We start from the raw sequence: 23,108 nt of genomic DNA, 5'->3' as shown, positions 1-23,108 counted from the left end.
CCCACCAGCGCCCGTCGTGCCCCGCCGAGTGAGTGTCCATGCCGAATGCTTCCGTGCAGGGCGGAAAAAGCTGATCAGTGTGCTGCTGGGCACCTTTACCGTCAGCCTCAACAACAGCGCCCTGAACCTTGCCGTGGCCGAACTGATGGCCACCTTCGAGGCCAGCGCCACGGCGGTCAGCTGGGTGGTGACGCTGTTCATGATCACCATGGGCATGACCATGCCGCTGACCGGCTACCTGGCCGACAGGTTTGGCCGCAAGCGTGTTTATCTACTGGGGCTGTGGGGGTTTCTGGCAGGTTCTGCCCTCGGTGCCATGGCCCAGAGCCTTACCGGTATCATCCTCGCGCGTGGCCTACAGGGCGTTGCGGCGGGACTGATGATTCCCCTGTCCCTGTCACTGATTTTCTCTGCCTACCCCGGCGACCAGAGAGGCCGTGCCAGCGGGATCTGGGGCTTTGCAGTGATGATCGCCCCGGCCATTGGCCCTAGTGTCGGCGGGCTGTTGCTCGAAGTCAGCCACTGGCGAGCACTGTTCCTGATGAACATGCCGTTTGCGCTGCTGGGGCTGCTGTGTGGCTATCGCTATCTTTCGGCAGACCCCTCCAACCACCGGCGTCGGTTCGATCTGCCAGGCTTTGCGCTGATTACCCTGGGCATGGGCGCGGTGCTGTTCTCGCTCAGCCAGGTGGAAACGCTGACGGACCTCCTGAGCTTCCAAGCCCTTCTCCCGCTCACGGCCGGTCTCCTGGCACTTTCACTCTTCGTGCGCGTCGAGCGAGGCGCCGATACGCCGCTGCTCGATCTCTCCCTGTTTGCTCACCCGGGATATCGCCTCAGCGTCATCCTGGCCTGCCTGCAGTCGATTATCCTGTTCGGCTGCATCCTGCTGGTGCCACTGTGGATGCAGAATGCACTGGGCTTCGGCCCGCTGACCACGGGGCTGGTGTTCCTGGCCACCGCGCTGGCCGCCTCCGCCTGCTCGCCCATCGCGGGGCGCCTGATCGACCGCTACCCGCCGCAATGCTGCATCGGCGCCGGACTGTTGATCACCATGGCCAGCCTGCTCGGGCTCGCCACCCTGACGGAGGCCACGCCGGTGTGGATGATCGGTGCCTGGATGGGCCTGCGCGGTCTCGGCCTCGGCTGCGCCTACCTGCCCTCCACCACGGTGGGCATGCGTGACCTGCCCGAGTCACAGGTCGCCCAGGCCTCGGCCATGAACAACATGTCCCGGCGTATGGTCTCGTCGCTCGGTATCGTGGCGCTGTCCATTCACTACGACACGGCCGTGCAGGCTGCGCTGCAGCAGGGCATCCCCTACACCGAGGCGAGCGCTGCCGCCCTCCACCACGCCTTCCTGGCCCTGGCGGCCATCGCCGTGCTCTGCCTGCCATTGACCTGGCGGCTCGGTCGCGCTGTGTCGCGGGGTGATCCGCCATCGCCCAGCGAGGCGGCAGCGCCCTTCCACCCGCCCGGGCATTCCCTGAAGACCGCATCCCCCAGGAGGCCGGAATGAAGACTCGCGCCAGGATCCGGCGCTTGTGGCTGACGGCGCTGCTACTGTCCATCATGCCGTTGGGGCCTATCACCCTCGCCGCAGACGACACCCAAGGCATGCGCATCGTCCCCAATGATTTCGGCGACACGGTCATCCCCGCCACACCGCAGCGGGTCGTCACCCTCTATCAGGGCGCGACGGACAGCGCGATGGCACTCGGCATCAGGCCGGTCGGCGTTGTCGACTCCTGGCTGGAGCAGCCCATGTATCGCTACCTGCGTGATGCGCTGGATGGTGTGGAACACGTCGGCCTGGAGACCCAACCCAACCTGGAGAAGGTGGCCTGGCTGGATCCCGACCTGATCGTGGCCACGCGCTTCCGCCATGAGCGGGTCAGGCCGCTGCTGGAGAAGATCGCGCCGACGGTCGCCACCAGCACCGTCTTCGACTTCAAGGCCACCCTGTCGCTGATGGCCGAGGCCACAGGCCGGGAGCCCCGCGCCCGCGCCTTGCTGCGGGACTGGAACGAGCGCGTGGCGGACTTTCGCCGCAAGATCGCCGACCGCCTGGGCGACGACTGGGCCCAGAAGGCCGCCGTGGTACGCTTCAAGAGCGACCATGTGCGTCTCTATTCCACAGGCTTCGCCGGCTCCATTCTCGATGAGCTGGGCTTCGAGCAGCCGGCATCCGTCCAGGATCAAGGGTGGGGCATGAAGCTGACCAGCAAGGAGAACATCCCGGTCATCAATGCCGACGTGATCTTCGTGCTGATGGAACCGGATGACCCCGCCATCATCCAGAACTATCGGCACTGGACCGCCCACCCGCTCTGGCAGCGGCTGGATGCCGTGCAAAACGAGCGCGTCTTCGAGGTGGATGCCGTGAACTGGATCATGGGCGGCGGCATCCTGGCCGCCAACGCCATGCTGGACGACCTCTACCGTCACTACGGACTGGCGCCCCACACCGGGCACACGGCCTCTTCGCCAGATAGCTCGGCCGGCGCGATATCCTCAGACGCCGCGGCCACGGCATGCGCCGGCGATACCGCCGTGGCATCCCACAGGGACGAGGAGCCAGCCGCATGCTGAGTTGCCGTTTGTCACGGATCGCGGGGCTGCTGGTGGGCATGATGCTGGTCGCGGCGGCCTTCGCGGCAAGCGTCATGCTGGGCACCACGGAGATCGCCCCGCCGACCTTCGCCAAGGCCCTGATGCACTACGATCCCTCACGGGTCGCTCATATCATCATCGTCACGGAGCGCCTGCCCCGGGCGGTCATCGCCGCCCTGGTCGGCGCGAGCCTGGCCATCGCCGGCGCCCTGATGCAGACCATGACCCGCAATCCACTGGCCTCGCCGGGTATCTTGGGGATCAACGCGGGAGCCATGTTCTTCGTGGTGATCGCGGTCTCGCTGCTGCCCCTCCACGCACCGGCCGACTATGTCTGGGCAGCACTGCTGGGCGGGCTCGTCGCCGCTTGCCTGGTGATGATGTTGAGTCGCGGCCGTCAGGGGGAGCTGTCGCCGCTGCGGGTCGTCCTGGCCGGCGTGGCCGTCACGGCCATGTTCGTTTCCTTCAGCCAGGGCCTGCTGATCATCGACCGCCAGAGCTTCGAGAGCGTGCTGTACTGGCTGGCCGGCTCCGTGTCCGGGCGGGAACTCTCGCTGGTAGTGCCGCTGCTGCCGCTGTTCGGTATCGCCCTGCTGCTGTGCGCCCTGCTCGTCAGGCACGCCAATGCCCTGTTGCTGGGCGACGACATGGCCGAAGGCTTGGGCATGCGTGCCGGTACCATCAAGCTGCTGCTCGGCCTGGCGGTGATCCTGCTGGCCGGCAGCTCGGTCGCGCTGGCCGGCATGATCGGCTTCGTCGGGCTTATCGTGCCGCATATGGCGCGGGGATCTTCGGCGTCGACCACCGCTGGCTGCTACCGGCCTGCGCCCTGCTGGGCGCGAGCCTGCTGCTGCTGGCCGATGTGGCATCGCGCTTCCTGATGGCCCCTCAGGATGTTCCGGTTGGCGTGATGACCGCCCTGATCGGCACGCCTTTCTTCATTTATCTGGCGCGCAGGAAGCAGGCCTGATGACCATGACCGCCTCCCCTTCCCTGAAACGCCAGGGCGAGCGTTCCCTCGAGGCCCGCCGGTTCCGCGACCTGGGCGTCACCATCCTGCTCCTGCTGGTCTTGCTCGCCAGCATGGGCGTGTCGCTCGGCCTCGGCAGTTTCCCCACGCCGTTCGTGAACGTATTGGATGCGCTGGCCACGCCACAGGACAGCGACATTGCCTTCATCATCTGGGAGCTGCGCCTGCCACGCATCGTGCTGGCCGTGCTGGTGGGAGCGGCTCTGGCCGTGGCCGGCGCCATCCTGCAAGGCATCGTGCGCAACCCGCTGGCCTCGCCGGATGTGATCGGCATCACCAGCGGTGCTGCCATGACCGCCGTCGCCTTCCTGGCACTCTTTGGCACCGGCCTGAGCATCCACTGGCTGCCGGCTGCCGCGCTCGCCGGCGCGTTGCTGTCCGCCATGCTGGTGTTTCTACTGGCCTGGAAAGGCGGCATCACGCCCTCGCGCATGGTGCTGGTCGGCATCGGCCTCTCCGCCGCCATGGGGGCTGTGACCACCCTGCTGATCGTGATCAGCGACGATGCGTCGGCCATGGTCGCCTATGTGTGGCTGACCGGCAGCCTCTACGCCGCCCAGTGGCAAGACGTGTTCGGCCTGCTGCCCTGGCTGCTGGTCGCCGTTCCCCTGTGCCTGTCCCTGGCGCGGCACATGGATGCCATGACGCTGGGCGACGCGGTTGCCCAGGGGCTGGGCGTGAGCCTCCTGCGCAGCCGCCTGGTGTTGATGGCCTGCAGCGTGGCTCTGGCGGGCGCGGCCGTGGCCTTCGCCGGCGGGCTAAGCTTCGTGGGCCTGATCGCTCCGCATATCGCGGCTCGCTTGGTGGGACGAGGCTTCGCCCGACTGATGCCTGCCGCCGCCCTGATCGGCGCCCTGATCGTGCTCTATGCCGATCTGATCGGCCGCGTGGCCTTCCTGCCCAAGGACCTGCCCGCCGGCATCTTCGTCTCGGGAGTCGGCGCGCCCTTCTTCGTCTATCTGCTGCATCGCTCCCGTGGCCGCCGTCACTGAATCGGCCGGCCGATCATCGCCCCATTCACTTCATGGCACGACCAGGGAAAGCCCATGTTTCATATCGCCCCCGCCAGGACACCCTCACGGCACAGCAACGGCAACGCTATCGAACGCTTGCCACCTCCACCCTGGGACACCTTACCGACTTCGGCGCCATTGCCTCGCTCACGCCACTGCGTCGTCCTATCCGGCTTCTCGGCACGGCCGTGACGGTCAGGATCCCCCATGTCGACGGTAGCATCATCCGCGAGGCGCTGAAGATGGCCTGCCCGGGCGATGTGCTGGTGATCGATGTCTCCGGCGACCAGCATCGTGCTTGCTGGGGTGAGTTCCGAGCCTACGCCGCCTTGCGCAAGCAGCTTGCGGGGGTCGTCACCAACGGCGCGATCACCGATTGGGACGCCCTGTCCCGGCTGAACCTGCCCATCTACGCCAGTTCGACCAGCCCACTGACCACCAGAGCGCTGGAGCTGGAAGGAGAGATCAATACTCCGGTCGCCATCGACGGCGTCACGATCAATCCCGGCGACCTGGTGCTAGGCGACGACGATGGGCTTTTCGTCATTCCGCCGCACCGTGCCGACGCGCTGGCCAACGCTGCGGAGGAAAAGCAGGCACAGGAGGAAGAAAAGCGACACGCCATCGAGGCCGAATTCCCCGAGTGGTTCCGCTGACAACACGCCCGTAGAAAACACCGCCCGATGGCATGTCGGGCGGTGTGGGGCGTATCGGGCGCCGTTCGTCTCAGGCCTCGCTCAGCGCCTCGGCGGGCATGGCCGCATCCGGCAGGCCTGCGCGGATGAACGGATTGCAGGTCAAGCTGGTACCGAAGGGCATGCTGCCCGGTCCCCCGGCGCGCTCGATGATCGGCGTGATGAGACGCTTGTATGGCCATTGCGCCCTCTCGAAGAGCGCCTCCTTGAGCATCTCACGGTCGCGATCGTCGAAGGGAATCGCCTCGATCCGGGCCGCGAGACGAGCCGCCACCTCTCGCCAGAGATCGCGAACCGGCAAGGCGTAATGTTCCGCCAGCGTCTCGATGATCGCCCTCAGGTTGACCTGTATGGCCAGGGTCTGAAGCCAGAACAGCAGGGCCTCGAGACTGTCGTGGTACAGGGTGTTGGCGTGGCCGGGCTTGATGCAGTAGCACGGGTCCTGCATGCCGTGCCGCTCCAGGCGCGCGACATTGATCCTCAGCGAGTCATGGTCGCGCAGCAGCAATCCCTCGCACCGTCCTTCTCTGAACACCAGAACGGCATTCTGGCCATGCACTTCGGCCAGCATGCCGAGCCGGAACATGCGCAGGTTGATATCGAAGAAGGTATCGCTCAGCTCGCCCAACAGCGCCCGAATCGCATCGGGGCCGGCCGTCATGCCGCGCTGTGCCAGCCAGTCGTCGAACACATGGTGCTCGCCGCCCGGCAGCGGTGTCCCCAGGGTGGCCATGGGCACCAGGCGCACGTTCGGGTCCTCCAGCAAGGCTCGAGGATAACTGCGCACCATGGCAGACAAGTGCCGCGGCGCTTCGTCGAACAGCGTCGCCTCCTCCGGCATGTAGGCCCACCATTTGCCTTCGTCGCATAGGTAGAGCCCCTCGGCGAGCCGGGCGTCCTTCTCCTTGGCCTGGTGCAGCAGGCGGGCGCTGAGATCGCCATTGAACATCTTGACCGCCGGCAGGTAACGCGACGCCCCCAGGGAATGGATGGCCATCGGCAGCTTCAGGTAATGCGGACTCGCCATGGTCGGGGCCAAGGAGCGAAGCGAGGACGTCGCCAGCCAGGGAGCCGTGACCGTCTCCAGCGAGACGCAGTCGCCCACCGCGAAGGCCGCTTCCAGCCAGTGGGGCAGCGCATGCTCGTGCTGCCAGGGATGCACGGGAATGGCAACGTGTGTCCGAGCCAGGCCCCGTGAGCTCATCTCCCGATCCAGCGCTTGACGGTCCTCATCACTGACGAGCCATGCCATCGGTGCCGGACACGCCTCGTCGACTCCAGCACCGGTCATCACCCGGTCGCGGGCCATCGCGACCCAGCGCAGCGTGATGGGCGCATCGAACTCTGCCATGTAGGCGCGATACTCGTCCTCACTGAGTCCCTGCTTGGCCTTCGCCGTGGGATGGTAGGGTCGGTCGAGCAACGACGCCCACTGCTCCATGATCGCGAAATGCTCGGCCGTATCGCGGCGCAGCAAGTCTCGTGTCGCCACCCGGTGCTCCACCGAACGTTCCGCCTGCCAGAGGCTGTCGGCAAGCGCCTCGAGAAACACTTGCTGCCCTTGTCCCAGGGCCTGATCGTCACCTTCTGCCATGGCACCGAAGACACAACGCATCAAGGTAACCGGATCGAGTGACGCCCACTCACCCCTCGCGTCATCCACCACGATCACCGGGGTCCGAGGCACCTTTTCCACGCCTGGGCGATACCGGACTGCAGCAGCATGACCACGCGTTGATGCCGATCCTGGGGCCAGCTCCAGAACCAGCGCGAGGGTTGCCCGCCATGGGCCTGGAACACCGGCAGGCGGGTAACCTCGTCATCGACCTCGGAGGCGTCCTGCCAGACCGCGCCGAGATCGTCCAGCATGCCCTCTATCAGCAGACCATCCACCAATGACTGCATGATCTGCGCCTGGGCATGGTGCTGGGCATTGAAAGATTCCATGGTCGTGAACTCCGAAGCGGTATCAGTACGGTCGAGCGAGGGCACATGGCTCGCTCGATGATCAGAAAGGGGAAAATGCGTCATCGGTGAACTCATGATGGCGAGGCCTCTTGCTGCTCGGCGCCCCTGGCCTCGCCGAGCGCCTTCTGCAAGGCACGAAAGGCAATGCCACGCTCGTCGCCCAACATGAAGGTGCTGACGCCACGCGCCTGCCACCGGGCCTTGGCGCCTGGCTGACGCAGGAAGGCGCAGTAGGGAAGGCCCCGTTCGCTCGCCGTGCGCTGGACCGTCTCCAGCGCCTGGACAACATCGGGATGACCGGGCTGCCAGGTCACGCCCAGGGACTGGGACAGGTCCGCCGCCCCCTCCAGCACCATGTCGAGGCCCGGCACGCCGCAAATCGCCTCGATCCTTGCCACCCCTTGGCGGCTCTCGATCATGGCGACCACCATGATCTCCCGATTCGCCTGCACGACGTATTCCGCCAGGGAGGCGTTGCCGAAGGAACCGGGACGCCCGGCATTGAGGCTGCGCTCGCCTTCCGGGGCGTACTTGCACGCGGCCACGGCCCGCTCGAGGGTCTCGGGGTCTTCCACGTTGGGCAGCACGATGCCCTGGGCGCCGCCGTCGAGCAGGCGCAGCAGCGCCTTGGGGTCGGCATCCGCGACCCGAACCAGTGGCGTCAGCCGGTAACTCTCGGCGGTACGGATCATGTGCTCGACGGTTTCCGGGTTGATCAGCACGTGTTCGGTATCGATCACCACGAAGTCGAAGCCCGCCTCCGCGATCAGTTCGATGGAGGCCGCCGTGGGCAGGGAGGCCATGACACCGTGGACTTCCCGCCCTTCGGCCAACGCCCGCTTCAGTCGATTGGCCCTCAGCATGACACCGCCCTCTCCGGCGCAAAGGCCGCCAGCGGGTTGGGCACATGCTTGACCTGGGGATCGTCATCGCCGAAGAGACGACGACGGGTCAGGGCTTCCACCTCCCACCGGGGAGCGAAGACATCGAAGCGGCGGTAGCGCTCACCGTGCTGCGGGTGCGCCTCTTGGTAGGCCTTGATCACGTCCGCTGTCATGGCCCAGAAACGCGACTCTTCCAGGCCAAAGTGCCGACGCAGGAAGACGGCCATCTCAGCCAGGGCGATGAAGAAGAAGGCATCACAGGAGTAATCGCGCACCGCCTCCAGGTCATCGGTGACGATGAAGGAATTGCGGTTGAGGGCGGCATGGCGATCGGGCACGGGCTCCAGGACAGGTGCCAGCTCGGGCCGTGCCAGATGCGACGCACTGAAGCGCACGCCATCATGGAAGTCCTTCAATGCCACCCTGAGCGGCCAGCCGTCACGGTGGATGACCACGATATTCTGGCCATGGGACTCCATCCCCACCCCCTCGGCGAACAGCATGTGGATGATCGGCAAGGTGGCGACCTGCACGAGCTGCCGGGTCCAGGCTTCCAGCCCATGACGCTCCACCCAGGGGGCGATGAAGGGGGCGACGGGTTCCCCCTGGGCATCTCGCGTGAACTGGCTCAGCCCATTGAAGGGCACGGCCCGCTCGCCGTCCTGCAGGAATTCACTGACGTTCTGCCGCCAGATGGCACCGACCTTGCCATAGACGTCGTTGTATCGGGACTCGGGAAAGGCGCGCTCGTCCAGCGCCACGCCGGCGACCTCGCCCAGGATCACGAATCCCGCCGCCCTGGCGGTCGCGTCCGTGTCGATGAGCCGCTGAAGCCACTGGGTAATGACGGGCGCGTTGGTCACGGTATGGCGCGCCAGGATGCGCGTGCTGGACGTATTGGTGATGCTCATCGCCAGCTTGAGATACGGCTTGTCCGTATCCTGCGGGGCCAGGGTGCGGATCGACTGCTGGGCGGTATAGGTCGTCTCGCCCTCGCCCAGCAAAACGATCTCGCCACTGGCCAGTTCCGGGTAGAGCGCGGGCACCAGCGCGTTTTCCCACTGCCAAGGATGCACCGGCATCAGCACGACCTCGTCTCGCGCCAGCCGCCGCCGCGCCAGGTAGTCATCCAGACTCGCCAGCACTCGCGGCCCGGGATCCTCCGCGACCCGTTCGACCAGCGCCATTCCGCTGACCGCTCCCTGGTGCGCCAGGCGGGCCGGCACGGCAAGCCACCAAACCCGCAGCGGCTGCGCGAACTCCGGCCCATAACGCTGGTTGTCCCGCAGGGAAAAGCCGAGCCGTGACTTGTAGCAGGGATGATAGCTGTGCGCGTCGGTGAAGTACTGCTCCAGGGCATCGGCATCCAACGTCTGCGGTGTCTCACGATAGGACACCGGCCAGGCGGATGACTGCACGTCCTTGACTAGCGTCTGCGTCAGCTCGTTGACGAAGCCGGGCTGAATCGCGGCATCCCCCAACGCCGCCTCGAGGTCCTCGAGGAACCGCTGCAGGCTCAATGGCGCCGGGGTGCCCTCATGGTCCTCGACCGTCAGCGTGGAGTGCTCGAGACGAATCGACCGGAAACTGTGGCATTGCCAGCCGCTCACCTGATAGTGGCGCTCGCCCAGGGTCAAGGAGAACGAGGTCGCACCGGAGATACCGAATGACGGCTCGCCGGCGACCTGGTGGGGAGCACGTCTTCATAGAGCAGGGTCTGTAACAGTTGGCCGATGACACGCTGCTCGATGCGGGCGTGATGCCGCCAGTGCTCCGGGGAAGCGAAAGGCGTGGAGACGAATCCCGGGGCGTCAGCGTCGCCCAGCGTTGCCGCGGCCTGCGGCAGAACACGTTCATGAGATGACATGATGTACCTTCAAAGCCTGATAAATGGAACGGCGACCCTCTCGGTCAGCTCACCGGCTCGGCGCGCCGTTGAGCCCTCGTCTCTGGGACGCTGCCCTCGCGGCTTGCGGAGACGAAGATCTGATCGGGACGTGGGTGGCACAGGAAGTCCGCGTGAGAGATGTTGTAGCCATAGGCGCCGGCCAACGGCAGCACCAGCAGGTCTCCCACCTCGACCCCTTGCATCGCCTGCTGGCGGCTCAACACATCCTTCGGAGTACAGAGCTGCCCCACCACGGTCCAGGCCCGGCGCTCACCCTCACGCGCCCGCCGAGGATCGCGCGGCACATGGATGACCGGGTGGTCGTGCCCCTGGGCCGCGGGCAGGCGAAACTGGTGCGTGCCGCCCCGACAGACGAGAAAGCCTTCCCCATGGCTGACCTTGGTATCGAGCACCTCGACCGCGTAGTAGCCACAGAAGGCCGAGAGAAAACGACCGACCTCGAAGCGCACCAACGGCGGCTCGTGCATGGTCGACAGGCATCGCTCCAGGGCCCGGCACAGGCCAGGCCAGTCGAACTGCTCGGACGGCTGGAGATAGTTCACGCCGATACCGCCCCCCACGTTAAGCTGGACCACCTGCTCCGGATGGCGGGACAGCGCGCGCCACTCGGGCCAGCGCTCCAGATAGAATGCCAGGAGCCGCTGGTGTCGCTGCTCGCATTTCTGGTGCGACATGGCATGCACGTGGAAGCCGACGAGCGTCAGGTTTGGGGCCTCATCCACCGCTTGCACGGCATCGGCCAACTGCGCCTCATCGATACCGAAAGGCGTGGCGGTGCCGGCCATCCTCAGGCGGCTGGAGAAATCCGCGGGCAGCGAGGGATTGATGCGCACGAGCACGGGCTGCACGCGCCCCAGCGATGCCGCGATCGCCTGCAGGCGAGCCACTTCGCCGAGACTTTCGACATGGAAAGCCTCGACACCTCGGCTCATGGCCTCACGCATGTCGGCGTCGAGCTTGCCCGGTCCCGAGAGCACCCAGGGGCGCGGCGTCGAACAGGCGCAGGCACGCTCGATCTCGCCGCCGGACGACAGCTCGAGCCCATCCACCACGGGCGCCAGCGTATCGATGATGGCCGCCTCGCTGTTGGCCTTGATCGCGTAGTAGAGCTCGACGCCCGACGGCAATGCCGCCTTCATGGCACTGCCCTTCGCCGCGAGCGCCGGCAGGTCATAGAAGAACGCTGCCATGGGATCGCGGCATGCCTGTCGATGCGCCTCGATGGCATCGAAGATGTGCCCGGGAATTGGAAAGTGCTCAGCCATAAGCCACCTCCCTGTCCACCGTCCGGGCGACCTGCCAGGGACTGGGCAGCGCTACGTACTCGGCCTGGCGGTCCGCCTGGGCCATGAGCCGTAGCTTGAAGTTGGTCTTGCAGGGCAGATCACCTCCCTCGAGCAGCGCATCCAGCTCGGGGGCCGGTATGTCCAGGGTCTGTCGAACGCGCCGCAACTCGTCCAGGGTGTCCTGCCACAGGGCATCGCCCAGCTCGGGGCGCTGCCAGCTCAGCGCCAGGATCGCCTCGGCGACATGGTTGACGAGCAGGCAATAGGCGATCCGGTTCCACCCCTGCTCGCGGCGGTAGGTCATCGACTCCCTGACGCGGGGATGCAGAGACTCCCCCGCGAGCCAGTCCACGCCCTTGTCGTCGGTCAGCTTGACCCCTTCGAAGTCACGCAGCAGCATCTTCCAGGGCATGCCCTCGTCGTGGATCAGAACGCAATTCTGCAAATGAGGTTCCATGACGATGCCATGACGGAAGAACAGCCCCATGACCGGCGCCACCAGCGTGCGCAGATAGGCCTGGAACCACTGGCGAACGCGGCGCTCCGACGGCAGTGCCTGCTCACCCTCGCCGTGCGTCGAACCGCCGATGAAGGACAACACCAGAGGCGCCAACTGGGTATCGCGGGCGAACAGCGTCGCGCTGAGCAGGCAGTGTTCGGGCGCGAATCGCTGACAGAAGTTTTCCCGCAGGATCACGCCGGTCTGCTCCCGGAACCAGCGCTTCACGGCGTCGTCGCCCTCGGTCGGCGCCCAGTGCACCGTGGCCGGTTCCTGGGCCACGCACAGCGCCTCCAGCACCGAGTCCTTCATCCGGGCGAGCCGGTGCATGATGCGGTCGATGACCAACGTGCTCTCCAGCTCGTACCAGGCGTTCTTGCGTACGCAATTGGTGATGCGCACATTGAGCGATCCCTTGAGGAACCAGGGATGGCCCTCGATATACCAGGTGCGCATGGAAGCGGTGGGCGCGGCGGACCAGCCGCTCTGCCCGAGATCGCCGATGATGCCGTGGCGAATCAACTCCGCCACCCGGGGATCCCGCCGAAAGAGATCGGCCTGCACCGGGTGCATGCTGAGCACCCTGCGCTCGTCACCCTCGGCATGGGTCTGGTCGGCCACATTCAACAGCACATCCCGGTCAGTCAGCCGATTGGCCTGGACACTCAGCCCCTCCACAGGGAAGGAAAACTGGTGCAGGGCCGTGGTCGCATTGAATTCCGGGGCATAGGCGGGCCTGTCCTGCAACAGGTGAGGCGGCCATTGCCTGGCCTTGGGCGTGGGGTGATTGGGATGGCCGAACCATAGCCCCTGCTCGCTCCGACGATAATCCGTCAATGGATGACGTCCGGGATGGTCGACGGCATGCGCGACGATCGTCGTCATGACCTCCTGACTTTGCACGACCTGATCGCGAAGCTCCTGATTGAGCGTGCCGTCATGCCACTGGCAGTGCGCCAGCAGGGAGTCGATCAACTCCGCCATCTCGGGGACATGCCAGCCGGCGGCCCCCGATTCCCGAAGGTAGACATCGGAAAGATAGAAATGGCTGCCGATCACCGAGCGCCGATCCACCATCACGAACAACGACAACGATGCCGACCACTCGATCAACAAAGGCGTGCCATGCAGACGCTCCGGCAGCTCCTCCCGCCGAACCGGCCATCGATAGGTCAAGGTGTCATGGGGAATGGCCACTTCCTTGATGATGCAATTCAGCAACGCATGCGTGGATGCATGTCGGCTCGTCTCGCCGGGTAAGCGAGAGATACGGGCATAGCTCATATGGCCTCCGCAACAATGCCTTCCTTTGAAGACCCACCCCCCCAGGTTTGCCGTACCGTCGGCGCAAGGCTCCTGTGGATGGGTGAATCCGCGCGTCCCTCGCTAGTCACTTGGCGAAGTCGTCATGCAGTGGTGGTTATCTGCCAGCGTTTTCTTAGATGAGAATGATTACAATAATCATTAATGTCAATGCATGCCCCGAGTTGCCAATGCATCGTTCGCCATCGCCTGACCTCCCAGCGTGGTGAAAGACCGAACAGGTGTCGGCCGACGTTGAAAATGAGAACTTTTTTCCTTAGAGTGATCCGGTCCAGGAGCCACACCGACGAGCCCCTATCCCATGCCCTCGATAGCAGCCAGGCCACCTCGACTAACGGGCGAAGCCCTACGCGCCGGGTACGAATCCCGCCGCGTGCTGGACGGCGTCGACCTGGCGGTGTCCGAAGGCAAGCTGACGGTGCTGCTCGGCCCCAACGGTAGCGGCAAGTCGACGCTGCTGAAGACGCTGGCGCGCACCCTGACGCCCAGCGCCGGGCGGGTCTGCCTCGATGGCCAGGACATCCACCGCCGCAACACGCGAGAGGTGGCACAGCGCCTGGGCATCCTGCCCCAGGGCCCTTCCGCCCCGGAAGGCCTCACCGTCAGGCAGTTGGTCGGCATGGGACGCTTTCCCCACCAGCGGCTATGGCGACAGGATGCCGAGCAGGATGCCCGCGCCATCCGCGCGGCGATGGCCTATGCCGATGTCGCGGACTTCGCCGAGCGCAGCGTCGACGCCCTCTCCGGCGGCCAGCGCCAGCGCTGCTGGATCGCCATGGTGCTGGCCCAGGAGACCGATCTCATCCTGCTCGACGAGCCGACCACCTTTCTCGATCTCAAGGTACAGGTCGACCTGCTGGAGCTGCTGGTACGGCTGGCCCACGAACGTGGCCGCACCCTGCTGGTGGTCCTCCACGACCTCAACCTGGCCGCTGCCTATGCCGACGAGCTGGTAATGATGCGCGACGGACGCATCGAGCATCGCGGCTCCCCGAACGAGGTCTTCACCACAGCCAACCTGAAGCAGGTCTTCGGCCTCGACGCCGAGGTGATGCGCGCGCCGAATACCGGCAAGCCGGTCTGCGTGCCGGCCCTTGGTCGGGCGGCGGCGCTGGGAGCCGTACAGGAGGAAATCTCGGCATGAGTGAGGCTCACCGCTTCTGCGCCTGTGAAAGCCTGGCGCTCGGCGACCCGCTGGCGGGCAGCGCCGCCCACGCCGAGCGTAACCTGCTGCTCAGCTGGCCCCGTGCCAAGTGGCGGCGCAACCTGCGCCAGGCCAGCGACATGCCCGATCAGGTGTCGGCACAACTCGAGGCCATCGCCGAGGCGGGGCGGCGGGTCAATCTGATTCATCGGCGCAGCCAACCCAGCGAAGACCACTGCCTCTACTTGATGCCGGAAAATCTCCGCTACGACGTAGCGCGTGAAGAGCTAGCCGTTTTTTTGGCAGCGCTACAGCGGGACGAACCGCTCTTCCATTGGGAGGTAGCCTCGCCCACAGGCCCGCTGTTGCTGTGCTGTACCCACGGCAAGAAGGACAAGTGCTGCGCAAAATTCGGTTATTCCACATACAAGGCTCTGGACGCATTAGCAACAGAGCGTGGACTCCCCTTCGAGGTTTGGGAAAGCACCCACCTGGGCGGCTGCCGGCTCGCAGCCAGCGCCGTGGTGTTTCCCGCACTACGCAAGTACGGTCGCATCGCGCCAGATGATGCGCCCTCCCTGCTCGCAAGCGAGATGGACGACCGCCCCTACCTGCCGTGCTACCGAGGCGATTCGCGACTCAGCCCGATACAACAGTGTGCCCAGGTCGCGGCGCTGGAGTGGCTGGCCGCACGCGGAATAAACGGAGAGGTGTCGGTGGTCCAGCCGACTAACGAGCGTGAATCGCGCCAGAGGTGGCTAGCCATACACTGGCGCGGCGGAAGCGATACCGGACAACTCGCGGTGCGCTGCGAACCGAGGATGCTACGGCGCTTCGACACCTGTGCCGATATGGACGCGGGCCCACCCACAGCGAGCCAAGTATGGGTTGCCACCGAGGTCATGCTCACCCAAGTAGGCTCGCTGCACTCATGAACTCTGCTCAAGTCACGTCATGCCCGTAATGCTGCTTTGCGGTTTTCGTCACAGGATACGCTCTCGATGCCTGGCCGGGATACTCGGCTGGCTATGGCTGGCAGCCACCCCTGCCGTGGCCAGTAATGGTGCTGGCCTGGCCTCGCTCGACTGGACCCTGGCCGAGACCCTGGTGGCCATCGACGCCTCGCCCCAAGGCGTTGCCCAGGTAGACGCCTATCATGAGTGGGTCGGAGAGCCCCGCCTGGCAGAGCACGTGCTCGACATCGGGCTGCGCTCGCAACCCAATACCGAGCTATTGGCGCATCTGGCGCCTACGCATATTGTCATCTCGCCGATGTTCGCCAACCTGGCACCACGCCTGGGAGAAATCGGTCGGGTCGATACCTTGCGTCTCTATACGCCCGGCCACGACACCTGGGAGGAGGCGCTAACGCTGACCCGCGAGCTGGGCGAGATGACCCAGCGCAGCGCGGCGGCCGAAGCGCTGATCGCCGCCACAGAAGCGCAACTCCAGGCGCTACGTAGCTGTCTGCCGGACGAGGGTCGCCCCCTGCTGGTGGTCCAGTTCATGGATGATCGGCACGTGCGGGTCTTCGGTGAGAACGGTCTCTTCCACGCGGTGCTGGATCGCCTGGGACTGGAGAATGCCTGGCAGCAGGAGACCAACGCCTGGGGGTTCAGCCTCGTCGGCCTCGAACAGCTGATGAAGCTCGACGGGCAACTCGTCGTGGTGGCGCCCTACCCCACCGGCGTCGAGGAAAAACTCCGCCGCAGTGCGCTATGGCAACATTTACCCAGCGTCCGCGACGGCACCTATATTACGCTGCCAGCGGTGTGGAGCTTTGGCGCCCTGCCCTCGGCACGGCGCTTCGCCGAGCTTCTGGCAGCCGCTCTGGCTGCCGCCCCCGAGGCCTGAGAATACGCTGATTCGCTTGCAGCGCCGGCGGACTGTCGCATCTACCCTATGCCGGCACCGGCGCCCCAACACATCACAATCGGCGGCGATATGATCCTTCCTGAGCCCAGCTTTAATATGAATGAGTATCATTGATATCATATTTTTCAATGCTATGCTTGCCCACTTCCAGCAAGAACCATTCACATCTTCCAGGCAAGGGAACCCCATGAAGAAGCGAGTGCCCCTTGGTTTCGCCGTGGTCGCCGGCTCGGCGACCATGACCCTGCAGGCTCAGGAACCGCAGGAAACCATGGTCGTGGTAGGATCACGCACCCCCACCCAGATCAGCCAGATACCCGGTGCGGCATGGATACTCGAGAAGAAGGAGCTGCAGCAGCAGATTGAAGCCGGCGCCGATCTCAAGACCGCCCTGGGCAGGCTCGTCCCAGGGCTCGACATGGCCCCCCAGGGCCGCACCAACTATGGCCAGAACCTGCGTGGGCGCAACGTGCAGGTGCTGATCGACGGAATGTCGATGAACAGTTCCCGGGGCCTGTCCCGCCAGTTCGACGCCATCGATCCCTTCAACATCGAGCGCATCGAGGTGCTCTCGGGTGCCAGCAGTCTCTATGGCGGCGGCGCCACCGGCGGCATCATCAATATCATTACCCGCAAGGGCCGGGCCGGCGGCCCAGGCTGGCGCACCGAGGTCGGCATCACCACCGGCTTCAATGACAGCGACGACCTCGACAAGCGCATTGCGCAGTCGGTCAGCGGCGGCAACGAGCGGGTTCAGGCTTACCTGGGCACCGCCTTTCAGGACAACGGCCGCCAGTACGACGGCCGCGGCGACGAGATCTTCCCCGATATCGCCCAGACCGACCTGCAGGACAACCGCAGCATCGACCTGCTCGGCAACCTCACCTTCAGCCTGGACGACAATCAGACCCTGGAACTGGGCGCCCAGCTTTACCGGTCGGGCTACGAGGGCGACCGTGGCGTCTACTTTCCGCACCTCGCCGCCGACAGCCCCAGCCTGGAGGATGCCCAGATCCGCGACGGCTATCGCTCCGACCGCGATCCGGCCACCGACCGCATGATGCTCAACCTGCAGTACCATCACGGCGACCTGCTGGGGCAGAACTTCTACCTACAGGCCTTCCATCGCCAGGAGGAGGCCAGCTTCCAGGCCTTCCCTTACCCCATCAGCGGAGGCTCCGAATTCCGCGCCTCCCAACAAAATACCGACCTCAGTGGCCTCAAGGCGCTGTTCGACGCTCGCTTGACCGACCGAGTCGACCTTACCTATGGCCTGGATCTCGACCGCGAGAGCTTCTATGCCAGCCAGATGACCTTCGACAAGGCCGTGTCCGATGCAACCGGCGGCCTGGTACAGGAGCAGGCCAGCATCGCGCCGCGCTATCCCGGTTACCGGGTCGACAGCCTCACCGCCTTCGCCCAGACCGACTGGCAGGCGACAGACGCCCTCAAGCTCTCCGCCGGTGTCCGGCGCCAGCATTCCGACGTCGAGGTCGACGACTTCAACGACATTCCCGGCGGCGAGAACGACTACGACGCCACCCTGCTCAACGCCAGCGTGCTCTACGACTACGGCAACGGCCACCAGAACTGGCTGCGCTACAGCCAGGGGTTCGAGCTCCCCGACCCGGCCAAGTACTACGGTCGGCCGGGCATCAGCGTCGATGAGAATCCGCTCTCTGCCATCGAGACCGATCAGGTCGAGCTCGGCTGGCGCTACCGGGGCGGGGAGTGGGTGGCCCAGGCGGCGGCCTATTACGCCTGGTCCGACAAGGCACTGGAGGTCAACAGCGGCGACCTGAGCGTCGACGTGATCGACGACAAAAAGCGCGACTACGGCCTCGAGGGCGCTTTGACCCGCTACTTCGATAACGGCATCGAGGCTGGCGGCAGCCTGCACCTGGTGCGCTCCGAACGGGAGAACGACGTCGGTGAGTGGGAGAAGCGCGACGCCCGTGACTCCTCGCTCTCCTCGGCCACGGCTTTTGTCGGCTGGCACAATCGGGTTCGCTCGGCACGCCTGCAGGTCAACCACACCTTCGACCTGAAGGACGATGCCGATCGTAAGATCGACGGTAATACCACACTGGATCTGGCACTCAGCCAACAAACCGACGTCGGCAAGTTCAGCCTCGGTGTGCAGAACCTGCTCGACGAGAGTTACTCCACCGTCTGGGGCCAGCGCGCGGCGATGTTCTATTCGCCCTACTACGGCCCGGAGTACCTCTACGACTACCAGGGCCGCGGGCGTACCTACAGCCTGACCTGGTCGATGGACTACTGATCCCCGCCTTCATCGCAATACCACTCGTTCGCCTCACGCCCACCCTCTTGGTGGGCGTTTCTCGTGCCCGCTCACGCCCCCTATTTCACAAGCCGAAACATTTCCCGCCTTGACGGCAACCGCCCAGATGATAACTACTCTCAACTGTATTTACCAAGGACTGGCCATGCCTCTTCCCCCTATGGCGAATCAGCGCCTGGGCGGCACTGCTCGGCCACGGCCAGAACGGTCTGCTGGTCGCACTGCCAGTGCTAGTGGAACGCTTCGGCCTGCCATTCTCGCAGTGGGCCGGGTTGATCCTGCTGGGATCGATGCTGTTCCTGCTGGGCAGCCCCTTCTGGGGGGGGGGCGGGTCGCCGACCACCACAACGCACGAGGCGTGGTGGCGCCTACCCCCGAGTTCGACACTTTCAGCCCGATTTTGGCCTGAAATCGGTGTCCGCACTCTGAAAAATCAGTGGCTTAGCAAAATCCATTCGAATTCCTTGTAGTGACACGTTTTTCTCATGGTGTCTTGCCATCCGTGGTTTGGCCGGTCTATCGTGATGACATGTTCGTCAAAGTCACCAAATCCGGCCCGCGCCGCTACGTGAAGCTTGTCGAGTCCTACCGTGACGAGGCCGGCAAGCCGCGCCAACGCGTGATCGCCACGCTGGGACGCCTGGAGACCGTCACCGCCGGCGAATCCAGCGCGCTGATCAATGGCCTGCTGCGCGTCTCCGGCCAGCCGACGCTCGAAGAAGGCACCGGCGAGACTGACTTCGCGCCGGCGCGTTCGGTTGGTGATACCTGGCTGCTGACGTCACTCTGGAAAGAGCTTGGCCTGGATGACGCCTTCCGGCGTGTCTTGCGCAGCAAGCGCCAGTTCGATGCCGAGCGGCTGCTGCGGATCATGGTGTTCAACCGCCTCTGTGACCCGGAATCCAAGCTCGGCGTACTCCGCTGGTTGGAGGATGTCTTGGTGCCTGATGTCGACACGGCCTCGATCCGTCATCAGCACCTGCTGCGCACCATGGACACCCTCTCGGATTGCAGCGAAGCCCTCAATGACGTGCTGGCACAACAGCTCAAGCCGCTAATCGATCAAGAGCTGTCGATCGTCTTCTATGACCTCACCACGATCCGGGCAGAGGGCAAGACCTCGCTCGACAGTGACGTCCGCCACTACGGCCCTTCGAAGGAGGGCGGGATCGCCCGACAGTTCATGCTGGGTGTCGTGCAGACGGCGGAAGGCCTGCCCATCCACCATGAAGTCTTCGATGGCAATGCGGCGGAAACCGAAGACGCTGCTGCCAACCATCGAGACCGTGACCAAGCGCTTCAACGTGCGGCGCGTCGTGCTGGTGGCGGACCGGGGGCTGCTCTCTAGACAATCTGGAAGCCCTGTCCGCCGTGAGGATCGAGGGGCGCCCCTCGAATTCATTCTGGCGGTGCCGGGCCGCCGTTATGGCGAGTTCGATGACCTGTTGAAGGCGTTCCATCAAACGCACTGTCAGGACGCCGATAGCGAAGCCTACGGCGAGATGGCCTGGAAGGATCATCGGTTGATCGTGGCGCACCGGCCTGAAGTGGCCAAGGTGCAGACGGCTGCGCGCGATCAGAAGATCGAGGCGCTCCAGGCCGACGCTCGCCAGTGGTTCGAAAAGCTGGACAACCAGGATGCCGGGCGCCGCTATCGTGGCAGAAAGCTCTCCGATGCCGGCGTGACGGCAAGATTCTACAAGGCCGTCACTGACGCCCATCTCGGCCACATTTTCAAAGTCGATCTGACCGCCGAGACGTTCAACTATGTGCTCGATCAGCGAGCCCTCGATCGCGCCCGCATGCTGGATGGCAAACTGCTGCTGGTCACCAACATGGCCGACCATGAGCCCGAGCAGATCGTGGAGCGCTACCGGGCACTGGCCGATATCGAGCGCGGTTTCCGGGTGCTGAAGAGCGACATCGAGATCGCCCCGGTCTACCACCGGTTGCCGGATCGCATCCGCGTCCATGCCTTGATCTGCTTCCTTGCCCTAGTGCTTTACCGGGTACTGAGGCTGCGGCTGAAGGCCAGCAATCATCCGCTGTCGCCGACGCGGGCACTGGAAATGGCCCGCAAGATCCAGTTCCACCAGGTCCTGCTTCACCGTCGTGAGACGGCGAGCGGCCTGACCAAGCTGAAGCCTGAACAACGCGACCTTTTCGAGGCCATTGGCCTGCCGGCACCGACTGCATCCCGCTTGTAGTGCCAATTTTGAAAGCATGTTTCCAGGCTAATCAGTGGTTTACGCTTATAACTGTCGAACTCGGGTACCCCACCGGCGTCGAGGAAAAACTCCGCTGCAGTGCGCTATGGCAACATTTACCCAGCGTCCGCGACGGCAGCTATATTACGCTGCCAGCGGCATGGAGCTTTGGCGCCCTGCCCTCGGCACGGCGCTTCGCCGAGCTTCTGGTGGAGGCCCTGCCCGCGGCCTGAACACCGCTCCTTAACGCGACTCGGGGGACTTGGCGGAGAACTTACCGAAACGCTGCTGGAAGCGCGCCACCCGGCCCTCGGCGGAGACACGACGCTGCTCGCCGGTATAGAACGGATGGGAAGCGCTGGAGACATCGAGATCGACCAGCGGATAGGTCTTGCCATTCTCCCACTCGATGGTCTTGTCCGACTTGCAGGTAGAGCGGATAAGGAAGGTGGCACCGCAGCTGGTATCGCGGAACACCACATAGTCATAGTCGGGATGAATACCTTGTTTCATGTCGGCCTCGCGTTATGAGATAACATATCAATTAAATATGATTCTCATTGCTATGTAAAGCCCCTCGCCGAGCCCCAGCCGCACCAGCGGCGAGGCGCTATCTGGGTATCCACGGCAAGGGAGGCTGAAAGGTCGTGCCTACTGCTCCACCCTGGCGACTGCATCCCTGCTCGCCGCCTTACGCTCCTCTCCGGTCAGCTCATGCAGCTGACCGCCGCGCATCTCCAGCAGGCGGTCGGCCTGGTCGAAATAGTGGTCATCGTGGCTGATCACCACCAGTGTCTTGCCCAGCGCCCGCAGACGCGGCAACAGCTCGCGATAGAAAACCCGCCGGAACTGCGGGTCCTGGTCGGCGGCCCACTCGTCGAGCAGCAGAAGGTCACGGTGCTCGGCCACCGCCAGCAGCATCGCCAGGCGCTTGCGCTGCCCCTGGGAGAGATTGATATTGGTGACGCGATCGTCTTCGATGTCGAGCTTGCTGTGCATGCCCAGGGCGGCCAGCCACTCCTCCACCAGCGTCGCATCGGGCGACTCGCCTCCCGGCCCCATCAGGCGGTCGAACAGGTGCAGGTCGGTATAGATCGCCGAGAAGTGCTGGCGGTAGGTCACCCAATCCGCCTCCTGCAGCGCCCGGCCATCGACCCGCACCACTCCGCCCTGGGGCTGGTAGAGCCCGGTGAGCAAGCGTGCCAGGGTCGACTTGCCACTGCCGTTGCCGCCGATCAGAAACACCACCTCGCCGCGCCGCAGGGTCAGGTCGATAGGCCCTATCGCAAAGCCCGGCCGCGCCTCCTCTTCGGGGTAGCGATAGGTCACCTGCTCGAGGACGATCTCCTGCCAGCCGTGGCGCCGAGTATCGCTATCGAAGCTATCGCGGTAATCCGCCAGGGCCAGCGAACTCAACTTCTCGAACGCCACCCGGGCGTTGATCAGCGTCGGCACGGCCCCCACCGCCTGGATCAAGGGGGCACGCAGAAAGAGCAGCGTGAGCGAGAACGTGGTCGCCACCTGCACCGACGCCCAGCCCAGGCCATTGGCCAGAAGAACACCACGCCGATGGCGCCCAGCATCATGATATTGAACCAGTTGATCGCGCTGAGGTGGTAGGTGTCGCCGCGCACGATATGGTGCCGATAGGCATCGGCATTGGGCGTATAGACGTCACGATAGAGCCACTTGGCCCGGTCGCGGTTGAGCGCCAGCTCCTTGCGCCCCTCGATCACCGACTGATAGTCCGCGTAGAGCCGGTCCTCGACTTCGCGCAGCTTGGCCATATGCTGGTAGACCCAGGTGACAAGTCGCATACAGACCGCCACGGTGACCGCGGTCCATAACACCGTCACCGCCAATATCGAGGGCGACAGCCAGCCCAGGTAGAGGCAGGCCCCCACGGTCAGCACCCCACCCTGCACCAGCTCCGGCAAGCGCACGAAGGCTACGGTGATATAGCGCACATCGGTAGACAGGCTAGCCAGCAGGCGGGCGCTGCCGATCTGCTCGACGCGCTCGATGTCGGTGTCCAGGATGCGCTTGATCAACTGCCCGCGCAGCCGGAACACGAAGTGGTGGCCCAGGGTAGTCAAGGCCAGCTGCGACGCCAGGGTGATCACCAACAACAGCGTGATCAGGCCCAGGAACTCCGGCAGGATTCGCCAGGGGTCGGGAAAGATACCCAACAGCCGCTGATTGATAAAGGCGATGACCCCAATGCCTAGTCCCGCACTGGCCAGACTCAGCACCACCACGGCCACGAATGGCCAGCGGTAATCCCGCCATACGATCCTGAACAGCTCCATTACCCTTGGCTCCTTCAAAGAGTTGAACGCGCAGCAGCGTGTCGCGCC

Annotated in this window: 15 protein-coding genes and 3 pseudogenes; 10 read left to right on the top strand and 8 right to left on the bottom strand. The window is 64.8% G+C overall.

The genetic code is table 11. From position 1 onward, the window contains the following. Positions 1 to 79: 79 nt before the first annotated feature. The 5 genes and pseudogenes from ACSJDS_RS09430 (at position 80) to ACSJDS_RS09410 (ending at position 5,312) form a co-directional block, all read left to right on the top strand. The gene (locus ACSJDS_RS09430) at positions 80 to 1,519 is read left to right on the top strand and encodes a DHA2 family efflux MFS transporter permease subunit (protein WP_473033037.1); all 1,440 of its coding nucleotides are present in this window, start codon (positions 80 to 82) and stop codon (positions 1,517 to 1,519) included. Continuing rightward, the gene (locus tag ACSJDS_RS09425) at positions 1,516 to 2,592 is read left to right on the top strand and encodes an ABC transporter substrate-binding protein (protein ID WP_473033036.1); all 1,077 of its coding nucleotides are present in this window, start codon (positions 1,516 to 1,518) and stop codon (positions 2,590 to 2,592) included. The genes ACSJDS_RS09430 and ACSJDS_RS09425 overlap by 4 nt, the downstream gene beginning before the upstream one ends. Continuing rightward, positions 2,586 to 3,583, top strand: a pseudogene (locus tag ACSJDS_RS09420) (FecCD family ABC transporter permease). The gene ACSJDS_RS09425 and the pseudogene ACSJDS_RS09420 overlap by 7 nt, the downstream one beginning before the upstream one ends. Positions 3,584 to 3,588: 5 nt before the next feature. Next, complete coding sequence (locus ACSJDS_RS09415) at positions 3,589 to 4,635, top strand: FecCD family ABC transporter permease (protein WP_473035012.1); 1,047 nt, start codon at positions 3,589 to 3,591, stop codon at positions 4,633 to 4,635. Positions 4,636 to 4,667: 32 nt separating this feature from the next. Then, on the top strand, positions 4,668 to 5,312 hold the full coding sequence (locus ACSJDS_RS09410) for an RraA family protein (RefSeq protein WP_473033035.1): 645 nt from the start codon (positions 4,668 to 4,670) through the stop codon (positions 5,310 to 5,312). A 70-nt stretch (positions 5,313 to 5,382) separates the two neighbouring features. Here ACSJDS_RS09410 and ACSJDS_RS09405 read toward each other — a convergent pair whose 3' ends face one another. The 6 genes from ACSJDS_RS09405 to ACSJDS_RS09380 all read right to left on the bottom strand — a co-directional run bounded on the left by ACSJDS_RS09405 (position 5,383) and on the right by ACSJDS_RS09380 (position 13,181). Beyond that, positions 5,383 to 7,038 carry an IucA/IucC family protein gene (locus tag ACSJDS_RS09405; RefSeq protein ID WP_473033034.1) on the bottom strand — a complete coding sequence of 552 codons (1,656 nt, stop codon included), beginning with the start codon at positions 7,036 to 7,038 and terminating at the stop codon, positions 5,383 to 5,385. After that, a complete protein-coding gene (locus ACSJDS_RS09400; protein ID WP_473033033.1) occupies positions 7,020 to 7,298 on the bottom strand; it encodes a hypothetical protein in 279 nt (92 codons plus the stop codon). The genes ACSJDS_RS09405 and ACSJDS_RS09400 overlap by 19 nt, the downstream gene beginning before the upstream one ends. A gap of 92 nt (positions 7,299 to 7,390) precedes the next feature. Continuing rightward, complete coding sequence (locus ACSJDS_RS09395) at positions 7,391 to 8,182, bottom strand: HpcH/HpaI aldolase family protein (protein ID WP_473033032.1); 792 nt, start codon at positions 8,180 to 8,182, stop codon at positions 7,391 to 7,393. Continuing rightward, positions 8,176 to 9,840, bottom strand: a complete 1,665-nt coding sequence (locus tag ACSJDS_RS09390) for an IucA/IucC family protein (protein WP_473033031.1) — start codon at positions 9,838 to 9,840, stop codon at positions 8,176 to 8,178. Before ACSJDS_RS09390 ends, ACSJDS_RS09395 begins: the two co-directional genes overlap by 7 nt. A 274-nt stretch (positions 9,841 to 10,114) precedes the next feature. Further along, positions 10,115 to 11,302 (bottom strand): type III PLP-dependent enzyme, encoded by a 1,188-nt coding sequence (locus tag ACSJDS_RS09385; RefSeq protein ID WP_473033030.1) that lies wholly within the window; start codon positions 11,300 to 11,302, stop codon positions 10,115 to 10,117. Positions 11,303 to 11,369: 67 nt separating this feature from the next. Continuing rightward, on the bottom strand, positions 11,370 to 13,181 hold the full coding sequence (locus ACSJDS_RS09380; RefSeq protein ID WP_473033029.1) for an IucA/IucC family protein: 1,812 nt from the start codon (positions 13,179 to 13,181) through the stop codon (positions 11,370 to 11,372). Between the two features lie 340 nt (positions 13,182 to 13,521). Here ACSJDS_RS09380 and ACSJDS_RS09375 point away from each other — a divergent pair, with 340 nt between their 5' ends. The 5 genes and pseudogenes from ACSJDS_RS09375 to ACSJDS_RS09355 all read left to right on the top strand — a co-directional run bounded on the left by ACSJDS_RS09375 (position 13,522) and on the right by ACSJDS_RS09355 (position 20,751). After that, complete coding sequence (locus tag ACSJDS_RS09375) at positions 13,522 to 14,364, top strand: ABC transporter ATP-binding protein (RefSeq protein WP_473033028.1); 843 nt, start codon at positions 13,522 to 13,524, stop codon at positions 14,362 to 14,364. Next, the gene (locus tag ACSJDS_RS09370; protein ID WP_473033027.1) at positions 14,361 to 15,299 is read left to right on the top strand and encodes a sucrase ferredoxin; all 939 of its coding nucleotides are present in this window, start codon (positions 14,361 to 14,363) and stop codon (positions 15,297 to 15,299) included. Before ACSJDS_RS09375 ends, ACSJDS_RS09370 begins: the two co-directional genes overlap by 4 nt. 19 nt (positions 15,300 to 15,318) lie before the next feature. After that, positions 15,319 to 16,218 carry an ABC transporter substrate-binding protein gene (locus tag ACSJDS_RS09365; RefSeq protein ID WP_473033026.1) on the top strand — a complete coding sequence of 300 codons (900 nt, stop codon included), beginning with the start codon at positions 15,319 to 15,321 and terminating at the stop codon, positions 16,216 to 16,218. Between the two features lie 208 nt (positions 16,219 to 16,426). Further along, entirely contained in the window at positions 16,427 to 18,523 is a 2,097-nt protein-coding gene (locus ACSJDS_RS09360) for a TonB-dependent receptor (RefSeq protein ID WP_473033025.1), read from the top strand. Positions 18,524 to 19,073: 550 nt separating this feature from the next. After that, positions 19,074 to 20,751: pseudogene (locus tag ACSJDS_RS09355) on the top strand (IS1634 family transposase). Positions 20,752 to 20,994: 243 nt separating this feature from the next. On the opposite strand, the gene ACSJDS_RS09350 reads toward ACSJDS_RS09355, so the two are convergent. Continuing rightward, on the bottom strand, positions 20,995 to 21,264 hold the full coding sequence (locus ACSJDS_RS09350) for a type B 50S ribosomal protein L31 (RefSeq protein WP_473033024.1): 270 nt from the start codon (positions 21,262 to 21,264) through the stop codon (positions 20,995 to 20,997). Between the two features lie 138 nt (positions 21,265 to 21,402). Next, positions 21,403 to 23,060: pseudogene (locus tag ACSJDS_RS09345) on the bottom strand (multidrug ABC transporter permease/ATP-binding protein). Positions 23,061 to 23,108: the final 48 nt, after the last annotated feature.

The organism is Halomonas sp. SL18_1 (genome assembly GCF_055755715.1).
This window is presented reverse-complemented; position numbering and strand designations above follow the sequence as displayed.